Annotated in this window: 13 protein-coding genes; 3 read left to right on the top strand and 10 right to left on the bottom strand. The window is 65.8% G+C overall.

The annotated features are described in order from the left end of the window. Positions 1-13: 13 nt before the first annotated feature. Positions 14-1,669 carry a 2Fe-2S iron-sulfur cluster-binding protein gene (locus tag WKW79_RS16760; RefSeq protein WP_340336302.1) on the bottom strand — a complete coding sequence of 552 codons (1,656 nt, stop codon included), beginning with the start codon at positions 1,667-1,669 and terminating at the stop codon, positions 14-16. A 359-nt stretch (positions 1,670-2,028) separates the two neighbouring features. Between WKW79_RS16760 and WKW79_RS16755 the strand changes: the two genes are divergently transcribed. Further along, positions 2,029-3,156 (top strand): OmpA family protein, encoded by a 1,128-nt coding sequence (locus WKW79_RS16755; protein ID WP_340336301.1) that lies wholly within the window; start codon positions 2,029-2,031, stop codon positions 3,154-3,156. A gap of 115 nt (positions 3,157-3,271) precedes the next feature. Here the strand turns inward: WKW79_RS16755 and WKW79_RS16750 are convergent, their stop codons facing one another. Next, entirely contained in the window at positions 3,272-3,508 is a 237-nt protein-coding gene (locus WKW79_RS16750; protein ID WP_340336300.1) for a hypothetical protein, read from the bottom strand. A 54-nt stretch (positions 3,509-3,562) separates the two neighbouring features. Here WKW79_RS16750 and WKW79_RS16745 point away from each other — a divergent pair, with 54 nt between their 5' ends. Beyond that, positions 3,563-4,624, top strand: coding sequence for a class I SAM-dependent methyltransferase (locus WKW79_RS16745; protein ID WP_340336299.1), 1,062 nt, complete (start codon positions 3,563-3,565; stop codon positions 4,622-4,624). Between the two features lie 88 nt (positions 4,625-4,712). Here WKW79_RS16745 and WKW79_RS16740 read toward each other — a convergent pair whose 3' ends face one another. The 3 genes from WKW79_RS16740 to WKW79_RS16730 are packed head-to-tail and all read right to left on the bottom strand — an operon-like array spanning position 4,713 to position 7,732. Beyond that, the gene (locus WKW79_RS16740; protein ID WP_340336298.1) at positions 4,713-5,681 is read right to left on the bottom strand and encodes a Bug family tripartite tricarboxylate transporter substrate binding protein; all 969 of its coding nucleotides are present in this window, start codon (positions 5,679-5,681) and stop codon (positions 4,713-4,715) included. Between the two features lie 23 nt (positions 5,682-5,704). Beyond that, positions 5,705-6,472: an SDR family oxidoreductase gene (locus WKW79_RS16735; protein WP_340336297.1), complete on the bottom strand. Its 768-nt coding sequence runs from the start codon at positions 6,470-6,472 to the stop codon at positions 5,705-5,707. Positions 6,473-6,484: 12 nt separating this feature from the next. Continuing rightward, positions 6,485-7,732, bottom strand: a complete 1,248-nt coding sequence (locus WKW79_RS16730; protein ID WP_340336296.1) for an enolase C-terminal domain-like protein — start codon at positions 7,730-7,732, stop codon at positions 6,485-6,487. Between the two features lie 181 nt (positions 7,733-7,913). Here WKW79_RS16730 and WKW79_RS16725 point away from each other — a divergent pair, with 181 nt between their 5' ends. Beyond that, positions 7,914-8,708 (top strand): GntR family transcriptional regulator, encoded by a 795-nt coding sequence (locus WKW79_RS16725; protein ID WP_340336295.1) that lies wholly within the window; start codon positions 7,914-7,916, stop codon positions 8,706-8,708. A 61-nt stretch (positions 8,709-8,769) separates the two neighbouring features. Here the strand turns inward: WKW79_RS16725 and WKW79_RS16720 are convergent, their stop codons facing one another. The 5 genes from WKW79_RS16720 to urtB form a co-directional block, all read right to left on the bottom strand. Further along, positions 8,770-9,702 carry an alpha/beta fold hydrolase gene (locus WKW79_RS16720; protein ID WP_340336294.1) on the bottom strand — a complete coding sequence of 311 codons (933 nt, stop codon included), beginning with the start codon at positions 9,700-9,702 and terminating at the stop codon, positions 8,770-8,772. Positions 9,703-9,800: 98 nt separating this feature from the next. Continuing rightward, positions 9,801-10,493, bottom strand: a complete 693-nt coding sequence (gene urtE, locus WKW79_RS16715) for an urea ABC transporter ATP-binding subunit UrtE (protein WP_340336293.1) — start codon at positions 10,491-10,493, stop codon at positions 9,801-9,803. Between the two features lie 626 nt (positions 10,494-11,119). Further along, positions 11,120-11,995 (bottom strand): urea ABC transporter ATP-binding protein UrtD, encoded by an 876-nt coding sequence (gene urtD / locus WKW79_RS16710; RefSeq protein ID WP_340336292.1) that lies wholly within the window; start codon positions 11,993-11,995, stop codon positions 11,120-11,122. After that, the gene (gene urtC / locus WKW79_RS16705) at positions 11,992-13,242 is read right to left on the bottom strand and encodes an urea ABC transporter permease subunit UrtC (protein ID WP_340336291.1); all 1,251 of its coding nucleotides are present in this window, start codon (positions 13,240-13,242) and stop codon (positions 11,992-11,994) included. Before urtC ends, urtD begins: the two co-directional genes overlap by 4 nt. Further along, positions 13,239-14,828 (bottom strand): urea ABC transporter permease subunit UrtB, encoded by a 1,590-nt coding sequence (gene urtB / locus WKW79_RS16700; RefSeq protein ID WP_340336290.1) that lies wholly within the window; start codon positions 14,826-14,828, stop codon positions 13,239-13,241. The genes urtC and urtB overlap by 4 nt, the downstream gene beginning before the upstream one ends. Positions 14,829-14,831: the final 3 nt, after the last annotated feature.

Below are 14,831 nucleotides of genomic sequence, written 5' to 3'. Positions count from 1 at the left end.
GCTGCCGGTGCCTTCAGTGATCCGGCAGGCGCATTTCAGCCCACGCTTCGCCGTGCGTGGTCCCACTTTCTCCACGCTGGCCCGGATCCCAAGCGAGCCCATCCTGCGACATGCCTGCGGAACGGGCCGCGCTTCTGGAGACGAGCAGACTGCCGCTCGGCGCCAACCGCCCGCCGCGAACACGTTCGAGGTCCTCGACCGGCCCGCCAACGACTGCCATCGTCGCGGCGCCAAGCGTCCCGACCACGACCCGGCCAGCATGCATGGCCAGCGATGCGCTCGCATGCAGTCCCAGGTCCCGGTCAAGCTCCTGGCACAGGCCAGCCGCATCGGCGTCGACCTGGCGAGCCACCGACAGCGCGTTGGCCGAGGCCGCCGACGGATCGTTGCCGCAGCGGAACAGCAGGATCCAGCTCGACGCCGCGTGCCTGAAGACTTCGGCACGCGAAACCGCCGCCGCCTCCGCGATGGCCTGGTAGTGGCTCAGCGCATAGATCGCATCGTGCGCGGCTGCGCTCGGTGCGACCGAGCCGGTGTCGAGCCGGACCTCCAGCAGCAGCAGGAGCGCCTCCAGCTCCGTCGTATCGGATGACGGCTGGGCCACGGGTCGTCCCACGCGCGTGCCGGAGAGGATCGGCACCACTTCCACGTTGCCCGTGGGCCGCAACTGGCACGCGAGCCGGATCGTCCCCTTCGCCCCGGCCAGCCGGTGCAGCGCCCGTGACTCGTCGACCTGTGGATCGGGGCAGTGCGACCCGCCCTCGACGACGCGCACCCGGCATGTCGTGCATCGGGCGCGCCCGCCGCACAGGGCCTGGTGCGGAATGCCGAAGCTGCGGCTCGCCTCCAGCACCGTCCAGCCGCGCGGCACGCTGACGGTCCGGCCGGGATACGAAATCCAGACCACCGACTTGCGCCGACGCTCGTTCAGGCTGCGCGCGATGCGGGCGGCCACGATCAGCAGCAGCAATGCGAAGTAAGTCGAGCGCGCGTCATGGCCCGACCTATCCAGCCTGGCCTCCTGGGCGGCATCCCCGTACGGTGGCGGGACGACATGCGCCGACGCCGGTGCGTACAGTTCCCGGCCCATGTTGATGAAGCCCAGCGCGGCCAGCACCGGCAGCAGCAGCGCCGCACCGAACAGCCCGAGCTTCACGCGCTGCGACGAGACGCGGTGGCCGAATGCGAAGCGAAGCCCCAGGCATCCGTGGATCCATCCGGGCGCCAGCAGCCCGAGCGCCAGGCCCGAGGCACCGCCGACCCAGAGCCCGCCCGCCACGCGCGCGTACTCCGCCGACAGGCCGAACCTGTCATGCGCATAGCGAGTGGCCACGAAGTGCGCGATCAATCCGATCGGCATCACCAGCCCCAGGATGATGCGTATCCCCTGGACAGGCGGCATGCGGAAGGTCCGCCGCTCGTAGACAGCGAACAGCGCCAGCGAGACATGAACGGCCGCTGCCGTGTACAGGAGCACCGTACCCGGCAGGCTGTGCCAGAAGCGCACCGTGATCCGCAGCGCTTCCTCCGCCGTATCCAGCGACACCAGTCCCAGCGCATGACAGGAGAGGTGCACGGCCACGTAGGTGAAGAGCACCAGGCCGCTCGCCAGGCGCAGGTCGCGGCGGCTGTGTGGAAGGAAGCCCAGGACGCGTCGTGAGAGATCCACCGGATTCGTCCGCTTGGTGAGTGAAGGGAGTATGAATGCATCGGATTCGTTCGCGCAGAAGACCTCGATTTCCTCCGGCAAGCACTACAAGTCTTCGGGTTCAGATTGAAGCTCTGAACAGGCATCCTCGATAAGCGCACGAAAGTAGTACTTCCCTTACCGAGCCCGCCCAATTCAACGTTGCCGCCCCACGACTGACCCGGTACGAACGCTGCAAGTTTTGCAACCGCAGGTGCTCGCATTCCACAAATAGTCACACTTGGTTGCGAGTCCCCGACCGACGCGAGGGGCCGCCGGAATTTTTGGGCTTCAATGGGCTTCCGCTGCGGTTTCATCAACCCTTCATTCGTGAGGCTCTTATGCTCGACCGACGCACTCTTGCGGCCTGCCTCGTGCTGGCCGCCCCGTATGCCGCCTGCCTTGCGCAGACCCCCTACGGAGCCGACCAGTACTTCGACAACCGCTGGTACATCACTCCCTTCGGAAGCTACACCTTCCCGGACAGCGGCCGCCATGCCAAGGATGGCTGGGGCGGCGGACTGGCGATCGGCAAGCCGATCAACCCCTGGTGGAACATCGAACTGCGCGGCGGGTACGAGCAGATGGATACCAAGCGGGACTTCCTGAACAACCTGAGCCTGGGCACCATCGGCAACCAGGGCGAGTACAAGAACTGGAGCGCATCGCTGGACGCGCAATGGTTCTTCCTCGGCCGCCAGGGCATGCGCGCCTGGTCGATCAGCAGCGTGCAGCCCTACCTCGTCGCCGGCATCGGCGCCATCAACGACAAGGTGACCACGCAATTCGGCGGCAGCGCCAGCAAGACCAGCTTCATGGCCAATGCGGGCATCGGCGTCGTCTGGCCCTTCGCCTCCTGGGGCCGACTGACGGCCGACGTGCGCTACCGCTACGACGACAACCGCACCCGCTTCATCAACAACCAGAGCCACCTGGACGAATGGCTGGTCACCGTGGGCCTGCAGATCCCCCTCGGGCCCGCCCCGGTGGTGGCGCAGGCGCCGCCGCCACCGCCCCCGATGGCGGTCGCACCGCCCCCGCCGCCGCCGCCACCACCCCCGCCGGTGCGCAACTTCAACCTGGCCGCCGACGGCACCTTCGAGTTCGACAAGGCCGTGCTGACACCGACAGGCCGCAGCCGCATCGACGGCATGCTGCAGGAACTGCGCTCCGCCAACTTCCGGCCCCGCGCGATCCAGATCGTCGGCTACACCGACCCGCTGGGCGGCGTCGACTACAACCAGCGCCTGTCCGTCGCGCGTGCCAATGCAGTGCGCGACTACATGGTGAGCCGCGGCGGCGTGCCGGCCAACGTGATCCAGACCGAGGGCCGCGGCAAGACGGAACTCAAGGTCACGGAGGCCGATTGCAAGGCGCAAGGCAAGGCCAAGCGGCGCTCCGACCTGATCGCCTGCCTGCAGCCGGATCGGCGTGTCGAGATCCGCGCCACGGGCGAGCAAGGGCCCTGAGGAAACACGCCCTCTTTCCAAGTCCAGGGCTCTGCGTGGCCAACGGGTCACGCAAGTGCCTGGAACGATCAGGAAACTGATTCGCCGCGGCCAGCGCATGCTGGCCGCAGCCATTTCAGTCCGCCTCGAACAGCCGCTGCCGCGCCCCTCCATCAGCCGCCTGCTGCGTGAACGCATGTTGCAGCCGTTGATTGTTGTAGTCCGCGCGTAACCGCCGGCCCTCCTTGTTCGAATAATCAGCGCAGGCCAACGCAACCGGGCTGCTTCCCGACCGGCACTCCGCCGGTTGGCGCGGCAGAGCGGTGGCCTGGCCTTGCTGTCGTTTGATCGGACCAGAGACCGGTGCGCGCATGACCTTTCAATGCGAACCGCCATGCGGCGACACGCCAACAACAGGAGTGATGCCATGCAGATCAATGAAGACAAGCTCAATGCCCTCATGGGCCGGATGGTCGGGGAATTCGGTGCGCTCGCCAGTGCGCCGCTGGTCATCCTTGGAGACCGGCTCGGGTTGTACAAGGCGATGGCCGGTGCGGGCCCGATCACGGTCGACCAGTTCAGCGAGAAGACGGGGCTGCGCCTGCGCTATGCCCAGGAGTGGCTCAATGCGCAGGCCGCGAGCGGATTCGTCGACTACGACCCGAAGGCACAGACCTTTGCGCTCTCGCCCGAGGCGGCGATGGTGCTGGCCGACGACAACAGCCCGGCCTTCATGGTGGGCGGCTTCGAAGTCCTGGCATCCTTGTTCCATGACCTCGACAAGGTCCAGAAGAGCTTCCGCGACGGCACGGGCCTCGGCTGGCACGAACACCATCCCAGCCTGTTCAGCGGCACCGAGCGCTTCTTCCGCGCAGGCTACAACGCGAACCTGGAACCGAGCTGGATTCCGTCGCTCGACGGCATGCGCGAGCGACTGCAGGCCGGCGCACGCGTGGCCGATGTGGGTTGCGGCTTCGGCGCCTCGACCATCGTGCTGGCACAGGCCTATCCGCAATCGACCTTCGTCGGCTACGACTACCACGAGCCCTCGATCAACGCCGCGCGCGAACGTGCCGCGGCGGCGGGCGTCGGCGACCGGATCCGCTTCGAGGTGGCGGGCGCCAAGACCTATCCGGGCAAGGACTTCGACCTGGTGGCCTTCTTCGACTGCCTGCACGACATGGGCGACCCGGCCGGCGCGGCGCGCCATGTGCGCGAGACGCTGAAGCCGGACGGCATGTGGATGATCGTCGAGCCCTTCGCCAACGATCGGCTGGAGGACAACCTGAACCCGGTCGGACGCATCTTCTACTCGGCCTCGACGATGGTGTGCACGCCCTGCTCGCTGTCGCAGGAAGTGGGGCGCGGGCTGGGTGCGCAGGCGGGCGAAGAGCGGCTGCGTGAAGTGGTGGTGGACGAAGGCGGCTTCACACGCTTCCGCCGCGCCACGCAGACGCCGTTCAACCTGGTGTTCGAGGCGCGGCCGTAGTTGAGCGACCACCCGAACAACATCACGCGCCGGTGGACCCAAGCGAGCGTCCGCCTTTCCTCCCGGAAGGCGAACGTCCCCACTGCCTCTACTTCTTCAGATCGACACTCGCCAGCAGTGTCTTGAAGTAGGCCGCCTGGCTGTTCATGAAGGCCTGGAACTGCTCGCCCTCCATGTACGCCGGCTGGAGGTTGGCCTTCACCAGCGCATCGCTGAAGGCCGGGTCCTGCGCCGTCTTGCGGGTGGCGTCGCGCAGGTACTTCACGACTTCGGGCGGCGTGTTGAGCGGCACGCCCAGGCCGCGCCAGGTGCCGAGCACGAGGTCGATGCCCTTCTCCTTGAAGGTCACGACCTTGTCGTAGGGCGGCGGCAGGCGCTTGTCGGCCATCGCGGCCAGCACGCGCACCTTGCCCACCGCAACGTGCGGGCCGATCTCGGCCGGGCTGACGGTGATGGCATCCACGTGACCGCCGACCAGCGCCAAGACGCTGGGCGCCGCGCCCTGGAACGGTACGTGGTTGAACTTGACGCCCGTCTTCTGCTCGACCGCTGCGGCGGCCAGGTGCCAGATCGTGCCGCTGCCGGCGTTGCCCATCGACACGACGCCTTCCTGCTTGCGCGCGGCGGCCAGCAGGTCATCGATGGTCTGGTAGGGAGAGTCGGCCCGCACTGCAATCAGGCCCGGATCACCGTTGAGCCGCGCGATCGGAATGAAGTCAGCCGTGGTGACCTTGGTCATGTTCAGGTACGGAATGATCGCGAGCTCCGAGATCAGCACGCCGATCTTGTAGCCGTCCGGCGTGGCACGCTGGGCCTCGGTCATGCCGATGCCGCCGCCCGCGCCGGGCTTGTTGGTCACGATGAAGGGCTGCGGGACGCTCTTCTTCGCGGTCTCGGCGAACAGGCGCGCCATCATGTCGGTCCCGCCACCCGCGGAAGACGGCACGACGATTTCGATCGGGTGATTCGGATAGTCGGCCGCATGGGATGCGACGGGGGCCAGCAGCGTCGCGGTCATCGACGCCACGGCCATGCAAAGGGTGCGAAGGTTCTTCATGTCATGTCTCCTGGATGTGAAGTTCAGAGCACCGACACCATGCCGCCGTCGACATAGATGATCTGGCCGCTCACGTAGTTGGACGCTTCGGATGCGAGGAAGATGGCGGTGCCGACGAGTTCCTCGGGCTTGCCCCAGCGGCCCGCGGGTGTGCGCCCCTTGACCCATGCATCGAAGCTCGGGTTGTCGATCAGCGCCTGGTTCATGTCGGTCAGCATGTAGCCCGGGCCAATGGCATTGGCCTGGATGTTGTGCGCGGCCCATTCGGCGGTCATCGCGCGCGTCAGCATGCGGATGCCGCCCTTGGCCACGGTGTAAGGCGCCACCGTTGCACGCGCCAGTTCGCTGGTGAGCGAGCCGATGTTGATGACCTTGCCGCGTTGGCGCGGGATCATGCGTTTGGCTGCTTCGCGGCCGACGACGAAGGCGCTGGTCAGGTTGGTCTCGATCACGCGGCGCCAGTCCTCCGTGGCCAGTTCGACCATCGGCTTGCGGTACTGCACGCCCGCGTTGTTGACCAGGATGTCGACCTCGATGCCCTGCGCATCGAAGCTCTCGAAGGCCTTGACGACAGCCGCCTCGTCGCACACGTCGAAGGCGAAGGCATCCACCTGGTAGCCGCGCTCGCGCAGCATGGCCGCCGATGCCTGCAGACGCGCTTCGTCGACGCCATTGAGCAGCAACCGTGCCCCGGCCGCGGCCATGCCCTCGGCGATGGAATAGCCGAGCCCGCGCGAGGAGCCGGTGATGAGCGCGGTCTTGCCCGCGAGACTGAAGAGTGAGGTGGACATGTAGTGATCTGTTCAGGGGGTTTGCAGCGTGCCGTCCACCAGGCGCGTCTGCGTCCAGGTGGTGACGGTCTTCTCGCAGGGGTACTTGCGTGCCTGCGCCTCGTCGATCTCGATGCCGAGGCCCGGCTTGTCGTTGGCATAAACGTAGCCATCGCGGAACTCAGGCAGCCCCGGGAACACATCCAGCAGCGCGCCATGCGGCCCCTTCAATTCCTGGATCACGAAGTTCGGCGGCTCGATGCCCGACCATTCCTGCACGCCGAAGTTGCGCGCGGCCAGGTCGATGTGGATGTTGGCCGCATGGCCCAGCGGCGACATGTCGCCCGGCCCGTGCCACGCGGTGCGCACACCGTACTGCTCGGCGAAGAGCTGCAACTTGCGGCCCGGCGTGATGCCGCCGATCTGGCTCAGGTGCACGCGGATGAAGTCGATCAGCTGCTCGGCGATCAGCGTCTTCCATTCGTAGGGATTGGTGAACAGCTCGCCCTGCGCCAGCGGGATGTTGGTCTTCTCGCGCAGCTGGCGAATCCACTTGCCCTCCTCCAGCGGAATCGCATCCTCGAGGAAGAACAGGTCGAACTTCTCCATCTCGCAGGCAAAGCGGATCGCGTCGATGGGGCTCAGCCGCTCGTGCACGTCATGACACAACTGGATGCCGAAGCCGACCTTGGCACGGATGCCCTCGAAGAGCTTGAGGGTGTCGCGCATGTAGGCACGGCTGTCGAGGTAGATGCCCTCGGGCGCGCCCTTCGGCGCCGTGGAAGGCGCAGCGCCGAAACCGCCGCCACCGTAGCCGCCGTTCTGGCAGCGGATGTGCGTGATGCCCTGCGCCTGGTACTTCTGGATGTTGTCGCAAAGTTCCGCGAGGTCGCGGCCGTCCGCATGGCGGTACACCGGCACGCCTTCGCGCACCTTGCCGCCGAAGAGCTGATACAGCGGCATGCCAGCCATCTTGCCCTTGATGTCCCACAGCGCCATGTCGACGCCGGAGATCGCGCTGTTCTCGATCGGGCCGTGGCGCCAGTAGGCGTTCTGGTGCATCAGTTGCCACAGCTCCTCGATGGCGCCCACGTCGCGGCCGACCAGCAGCGGCTTCAGATACTCCTCGACGAGGCATTGCACGACGAGGTGGCGGTACGCGAAGGTCGCACAGCCCAGGCCATGCAGGCCCGGCTGGTTGGTCTCCACCTTGACGACCACGAGGTTGATGCCCTCGGGTGCGGTGAGGATGACCTTGACGTCGGTGATGAGGGTAGCCATGTGGATCAATCGAAGTTCAGTCGACGGGACGAAGAATATCGTGATATTTCACAATAATCATAAGTGGATACCCTATGGATTGCTTTGCCGCCTTGGCATCGCACTCCGTCAATGAATGGAGGACAATGAAGGCGATATTCATTGGTATTTCAGTGAAAAAGCGATAGCCTGAAGGAACCCCATGCCCACCCGCTCCCAGCCCTCACGGCCCAAGCTCGTCTCCGTCGACGCAGGAGCGCCGGCCGCACCGCGCCGCAGTGACGCCAACCTTTCCCAGCAAGCCTATGAGCGCATCGAGGAATTGCTGGTGACGTGTCAGCTCGCGCCCGGCCGCTTCCTCGCCATGCATGAGTTGCAGGCCATGGTCGGCTACGGCCGCACGCCCGTGCACCAGGCCGTGAGCCGGCTGGCCGCCGACACGCTGGTGCAGGTCACGCCGCGCCACGGCCTGCGCATCGCGCCAATCGACCTCACCCGCGACCGCCTGCTGCTGCGCCTGCGCCGCGACATGGAGCGCTTCGTGATCCGGCTGGCGACCGAGCGTTCCGGCGCGTCACAGCGCAACCGCATGCAGCACATCAAGCGCCAGTTGATCGAGCACGGTGGAGACATGACGGTGGAGCAGTTCAACGTGATCGACCGGCACATCGACCAGCTGTTCCTCGCCGCCGCGCAAGAACCCTTCGTCGAGGGCACGCTGCGTCCGCTGCACACGATCTTCCGGCGCATCGGCTGGATCTATCACATGCAGACGCCCGGCCACACCGACCTCCAAGACACGGTGCAAGGCCACATCGAGGTCATCGACGCCGTGGCGGATGGCAAGGTCGACGATGCCATCCTGGCATCGGATCACCTCATGGATTTCGTCGACACGATGTTCGAAACGCTGGAGCGCGACGTGGCGCCGAGCCTGCTGGACTGCAGCCTGGACAGCGACGCTAGCTATCTGGCGCTGTCAGCGCCTCGCACCTGAGCGACTCTCTCAGACGCAGCGATCAACGGTTCACAAGCGCCCCGATCAGGGGGCGTTGCCGCTATCGCGCACCCGCCAGGAAGTTGCCGACCAATCCAACGGTCGTCGCCGTGCTCTCTTCCATCAGCCAGTGCCCCGCGCCCGGCACGACCTCCTGCTGCACATTGGTGGCCGCGTTGCGCATGACGACCGCCATGTTGGCGCCGAAGGACTTCTCGCCGCCGATGGCCAGCACCGGCATCGGCAGCTTCCTGTCCTTCGAGAAGGCGATGTTGTCGGCCACGTCCTTGGTGGCGATGGTGTTGAACTGCGCGAAGGCTGCGCGCATGGCGCCGGGTTGTGCGTACAGCTTCGTGTAGTGCCGCCGCGTCGCCTCGTCGATCCTCGACGGGGTGCCGGCGAACTCGTTCCAGAAGCGGTCCAGGTAGATGCGCTCGCGGCCGGCCACCAGCCGTTCGGCATTGGGGCCGCCGAAGTTGAAATGCCACAGCGCGGGCCACAGGATGATCTCGTTCCACGGCGCGATGCCCGGCACGGGCGCATCCATCACGACCAGCTTGTCGACCTTGTCGGGATAGCTCGCCGCATAGGCATACGCGACCATCGTGCCGATGTCGTGGCCGACGACGTCGGTGTGATCCTGCTTGAACGCGGTCACGACGGTGCGGATGTCGACGGCCTGCGACTTCTTGTCGTAGCCGCCCGGCGCCTTCGATGATTTGCCCATGCCGCGCAGGTCGGGGACGATGACCAGGTGCGTCTTGGCCAGCTCCTGCGCCAGCGGCGCCCACATGTCGCCGGTGTCGCCGAAGCCATGGATGAGCACGACCGCCGGGCCGCTGCCGCCGGAGCGCACGAAGATCGTGGCGCCATCGGTCATGGCGACGTTGCGGGTCTTGAAGCTGCTGGGGAACGCCGGCTCGGCGGCGGAGGCGCTGCCGATGCACAGGGCAGCGATCAACAGTGCCAGGAACGGCACAAAGCGAATCTTCATGAGGAGAACTCCAGTGGTTGCGACCGGATGGTCGGACGCAGTGTGATGGCTCGCGAGGCCGAGCGCCAGCCATATTCGCAGGAGGTGGTCGACCTCCTTCAGATCGCGACCAGTTGCCGCACGCCCTGCGCTTCCATGTCCTTGCCGAGGCCACGTGCAATCACTTCCCCGCGCTCCATCACCATGTAGTCGTCGGCCAGTTCCTGCGCGAAGTCGTAGTACTGCTCGCACAGCACGATGGCCATGTCGCCGCGGTCGGCCAGCATGCGGATGACGCGGCCGATGTCCTTGATGATGCTGGGCTGGATGCCTTCGGTGGGTTCGTCGAGGATCAGCAGCTTGGGCTTGGGGGCGAGCGCACGCGCGATGGCCAACTGTTGCTGCTGGCCACCGGAAAGGTCGCCGCCGCGGCGGTTGATCATCTGCTTGAGCACGGGGAACAGGTCGAACAGTTCCGACGGAATGGGCGTGCCGCCGCTCTTGTAGGCCAGGCCCATGCGCAGGTTCTCTTCCACCGTGAGGCGCGCGAAGATCTCGCGCCCTTGCGGCACGAAGCCCATGCCGGCGCGTGCGCGTTCATAGGGCGTCTTCTTCTGGATAGCATGACCGTCGAACTCGATGCTGCCGCTCTTGATGGGCACCAGGCCCATGAGCGATTTCAGCAACGTGGTCTTGCCGACGCCGTTGCGGCCGAGCAGCACCGTGACCTTGCCGAGCGTGGCGGTGAAGCTCACGTCGCGCAGGATGTGGGAGCCGCCGTAGTACTGGTGGACGTTCTTGACTGTGAGCATGTCTTGTGTTCCTGCTGCGTTAGATGCGCGTCGATCGATGGGACGCCCGGCAGGCGATGCGAGCCGTTCGACCCCACTGTGCCGGCCCCTTCGGGGCTCCCCTGCGGTGCTCGTCATTCGCGGGGTCTGGCTCGAACTCGCTGCGCTGCGCTCCGCTCAAACAATCGCCAGCCCTGATCCGCAAATGACTGCGCTCCTCGGCGCCACAGAGGGGATCGCCCGACTCGCACCGCCTGCCGGGCTTGGGGTGGATCGAGCGACATGCCCTCTTTGGGGGGCGGCTGCCCTCACCCCGGCCCTCTCCCGGAGGGAGAGGGAGGAAGACCCCGGCACGTCCATGGCGGCGCGAGTGAATTTGACCGCGGCACGACCCCACAGCGTCCACGTCGGCGGGCGGCATGCGGTGCGGGTTGGTCGATCCCTTGTGCGCTGCCGAAGCGCGCAGCGTTTGGCGGATCAGGGCCACATGCTGTCTGAGCGAAGCGAGTTCATGTGGACCCCGCCAAACGCGAGCACTGCAGGGGAGTCGCGAAGCGACCAGTGCAGTAGGGTCGGCCGGCCCGTACCGCATGCCGACCGCCGACGCAACCCCGGCCACAACACCGCTGAACACCACAAGCGACAAGTCAGCGCCCAAGATAAACCTCGATCACGCGCTCGTCAGCCTGCACCTCATCCAGCGTGCCTTGGGCCAACACAGACCCATCGCACAGCACCGTCACGATCTCCGAGATGGTCTTGATGAAGCTCATGTCGTGCTCCACCACCATCAACGAATGCTTGCCCTTCAGCGTGAGGAACAACTCCGCCGTGCGCGCCGTCTCCTCGTCCGTCATGCCCGCGACAGGCTCGTCCAGCAACAGCAACTTCGGGTCCTGCATCAACAGCATCCCGATCTCCAGCCACTGCTTCTGCCCATGGCTCAGGTTGCCCGCCATGCGCGACACGCTGTCGCGCAAGTGGATCGTCTCCAGCACTTCGGCCAACCGGTCGCTCTGCTCCGAATCGAGCTTGAACAGCATCGAATGCTTCACACCCTTGTTCGTCTTCAGCGCCAGTTCCAGGTTCTCGAACACCGTCAACTGCTCGAACACCGTCGGCTTCTGGAACTTGCGCCCAATGCCCAACTGCGCGATCTCGGCCTCGCGATGCCGCAGCAGGTCGATCGTGCTGCCGAAGAACACCGTGCCCGAGTCCGGCCGCGTCTTGCCCGTGATGATGTCCATCATCGTCGTCTTGCCGGCGCCGTTGGGCCCGATGATGCAACGCAACTCACCCGGCGCGATATCGAGCGACAGCTTGTTGATCGCCTTGAAGCCGTCGAAGCTCACGCTCACGTCTTCCAGGTACAGGATGCGGCCGTGCGTGATGTCGACTTCGCCATCGACCACATGCCGGCCAAAGCCCGCCTCGCGGCCGCCCGATTCCGTCATGCCTTCGATGTCGATGCCCTCGTGGCGGGCAATGCGCCTTGCGCCCTCTTCCATCAAGTCTGGCGTCATGCGCGTGCTCCTTCAGGTTCGCCAACGGCCGCGCCGGGAGGCGGCATCTTCGGCAGCGCGGCAGGCTCCACGCCTTCCGATGCGGCCAGCGAACGTTGTGCTTCCAGGCGCCCTTCACTCAGTTCGGGCGCCACGCCCTTCGGCGCCTTCATGCGCGCCACCCACTTCTTCACCAGGCCCACCACACCATCCGGCAGGAACAGCGTCACCGCAATGAACAGCGCGCCCAGGAAGTACAGCCAGTACTCCGGCGCCACCACCGTCAGCCAACTCTTCGCGCCGTTGACGATGAAGGCGCCGATGATCGGCCCGATCAGCGTGGCGCGTCCACCGACGGCAGCCCAGATCGCGATCTCGATCGAGTTGGCCGCGCTCATTTCTCCGGGGTTGATGATTCCCACCTGCGGCACATACAACGCCCCGGCCACGCCGCACATGACAGCCGAGATCACCCAGATCGTCAGCTTGTACGGCAACGGGTTGTAGCCCGAGAACATCACACGCGTCTCCGCATCGCGGATCGCCTGCAATACGCGGCCGAACTTGCTGCCGATCAACCACTTGCCGAACAGGAAGAAGCCGAGCAGTGTGCAGCCGGTCATCACGAACAGCGTCATGCGCATGCTCTGCGTCGCGATCGGGATGTCCAGGATGCGCTTGAAGTCCGTGAAGCCGTTGTTGCCGCCAAAGCCCGTCTCGTTGCGGAAGAACAGCAGCATCGCCGCGAAGGTCATGGCCTGCGTGATGATCGAGAAGTACACGCCCTTGATGCGCGAGCGGAAAGCGAAGAAGCCGAACACGAAGGCGATCAGGCCCGGCACCGCGACGATCAGGATCAGCGTCATCACGAAGCTGCCGCTGAAGGTCCAGTGCCAGGGCAAGGCCTTCCAGTCCAGGAACACCATGAAGTCCGGCAGGTCGCTCTTGTAGTTGCCGTCGCGGCCGATCTGGCGCATGAGGTACATGCCCATCATGTAGCCGCCCAGCGCGAAGAACATGCCGTGGCCCAGCGACAGGATGCCGGTGTAGCCCCAGATCAGGTCCATCGCCAGCGCGCAGATCGCGTAGCACATGATCTTGCCGAGCAAGGCCACGGCGTAGTCGCTCATGTAGAACATGCTGTCGCGCGGCACCCAGAGGTTCAGTACCGGCGCCACCGCGCACACCGCGATCAGCGCGATGCAGAAGGCCGTCCAGCCCTTGCCGCTGAGCAGGGGGCCTTTGGAAGGTAGTACGACTTGGGTCATGCCTCTGCGCTCCGGCCTTTCATTGCAAAGATGCCCTGGGGCCGCTTCTGGATGAAGATGATGATGAAGACCAGCGCCGCGATCTTCGCGAGCACCGCGCCGGCCCAGCCTTCGATGAACTTGTTGAGGATGCCCAGGCCCAGCGCCGCATAGACGGTGCCGGCAAGCTGGCCGACGCCGCCCATCACCACCACCATGAACGAGTCGACGATGTAGCTCTGCCCGAGGTCCGGGCCCACGTTGCCGATCTGGCTCAGCGCACAACCCGCCAGGCCGGCAATGCCCGAGCCGAGCGCGAACGCATAGGTGTCGATGCGCGCCGTGTTCACGCCCATGCAGGAGGCGATCGGCCGGTTCTGCGTCACGCCGCGCACGAACAAGCCGAGGCGCGTCCTGCCGATCAGCCAGGCCATCGCCAGCAGCACCAAGCCCGCGAAGATGATGATGCAGATGCGGTTCCAGGGCAGCGTGACGTTGCTCAGCATGGTGAAGCCGCCGCTCATCCAGCCGGGGTTCTCCACGCCGACGTTCTGCGCGCCGAAGAAGGTGCGCACCAGTTGCTGCAGCATCAGGCTGATGCCCCAGGTGGCCAGCAAGGTCTCCAGCGGGCGGCCATACAGGAAGCGGATCACCCCGCGCTCCAGGATCGCGCCGACCAGCGCGGAAGCCAGGAACGAGGCCGGGATCGCCGCCACCAGGTAGAAGCCGAACATCGACTCGGGCAGGTATTTCTGGAAGATGCCCTGCATCACGTAGGTCGCGTAGGCGCCGATCATCATCAGCTCGCCGTGCGCCATGTTGATGACGCCCATCAACCCGTAGGTGATCGCAAGGCCCAGTGCGGCCAGCAGCAGGACAGAGCCCAGACTGATGCCGCTGAAGATCGCGTTGATGCGATCGCCCCACACGAGCGCGTCGTCGATGCCGGCGATGGCCTTCTTCAGCGCGGCCTTGGCGTCGGCTTCAGGCTCCTCGCTCAGGCGTTCATTGAGCAGGAGCTTGGTGTCGGGGCTCTTGCTTTCCGCGAGCGCGCCCGCGGCGGCGATGCGCTTGGCCTTGTCCGTGCTGTTGAGCAGCGATGCCGCGCGCACCAGTTCCAGCTTGGCCTTGATGCCCTCGTTGGTCTCCACCGACAGGGCCTTCTCCACCATCGGGATGCGCGATTCGTCCGGATTCTTCAGCAGCGCATTCGCGGCTTCGAGGCGCACCGCTACGTCCTTGCTGCCGACCAACTTGAGCACCGACTGCGCGGCGTCGAAGGCGCCGCGCATCATGTTGTTGTTGACCACGTCTTCCGCATCGTCGGGCACCTTGAGTTCGGCGCCGGTGACGGGGTCGTAGCCCTTGTCGCCCTTCATCACGAAGACCTTGTCCGCGGTGAACTTCACGGCATCGTCGGACATGGCCTGGATGAAGGCCGCGGTCTTCTCGTCGGCCGTGGCCACGGCCTTGTTGAGCGCCGCGACGCGCTCCTCGGTCTCGCCCGAGGCGATGGCCTTCGCTTCCTGGGCCGTCAACGCATGGGCACCGGCGCTGAGCAGGAGCGCACCGGTCACCAACAAGCCATGAATCGAGCGTCTGAGCATTGG

It is taken from the genome of Variovorax robiniae (genome assembly GCF_037889955.1).
In the GTDB taxonomy this organism is placed as follows: domain Bacteria; phylum Pseudomonadota; class Gammaproteobacteria; order Burkholderiales; family Burkholderiaceae_C; genus Variovorax; species Variovorax robiniae.
Note: the sequence above shows the minus strand (reverse complement) of the source record. Positions and strands in the feature narration are given on the sequence as shown.